This window comes from Nitrobacter sp. 62-23 (assembly GCF_001897285.1).
Taxonomy (GTDB): Bacteria; Pseudomonadota; Alphaproteobacteria; order Rhizobiales; family Xanthobacteraceae; genus Nitrobacter.
This window is the reverse complement of sequence record NZ_MKSM01000125.1, coordinates 676-1054: the sequence shown is the minus strand read 5'-3', so window position 1 is coordinate 1054 and position 379 is coordinate 676. Positions and strand designations below refer to the sequence as shown.

At 68.9% G+C, this 379-nt stretch carries 1 pseudogene; it reads right to left on the bottom strand.

Annotated elements, in window-relative coordinates:
- Positions 1 to 379: pseudogene (locus BGO16_RS14505) on the bottom strand (TonB-dependent receptor); the annotation flags it as partial.

Below are 379 nucleotides of genomic sequence, written 5' to 3'. Positions count from 1 at the left end.
GCCGGCTTGTATGACGTTCAAGCCGGGGACCGTGTTCAGGATGTCCGGAACGGTGCGGTACTGCTGGGTCTGGATATCCTGCTCGGTGACGATGGTGAGCGAGCTTGCCAACTGACCGGCCGGCGTCACGATTCCCGTCGGGCTGACCACCACCGGCACCGTCGCGCCGGGCGCGGCAGCGTCGCCGGCCGGAAGTTGTTGAGGAGCAGCACGCACCGTGCGCCGCGAATGCGATGTCGTACGGCGGGCAGGCTGCGGCACATCCGCGCTTCTCGCCGGCGGGGGAGCGATCTGGATCGGCGGCAGCAGGTTGGGGGAGGCGGATTGCTGCGCGAGGGTTGGCGCATTCAGGCCGATCGATCCCACGGAGGCGAGGAGG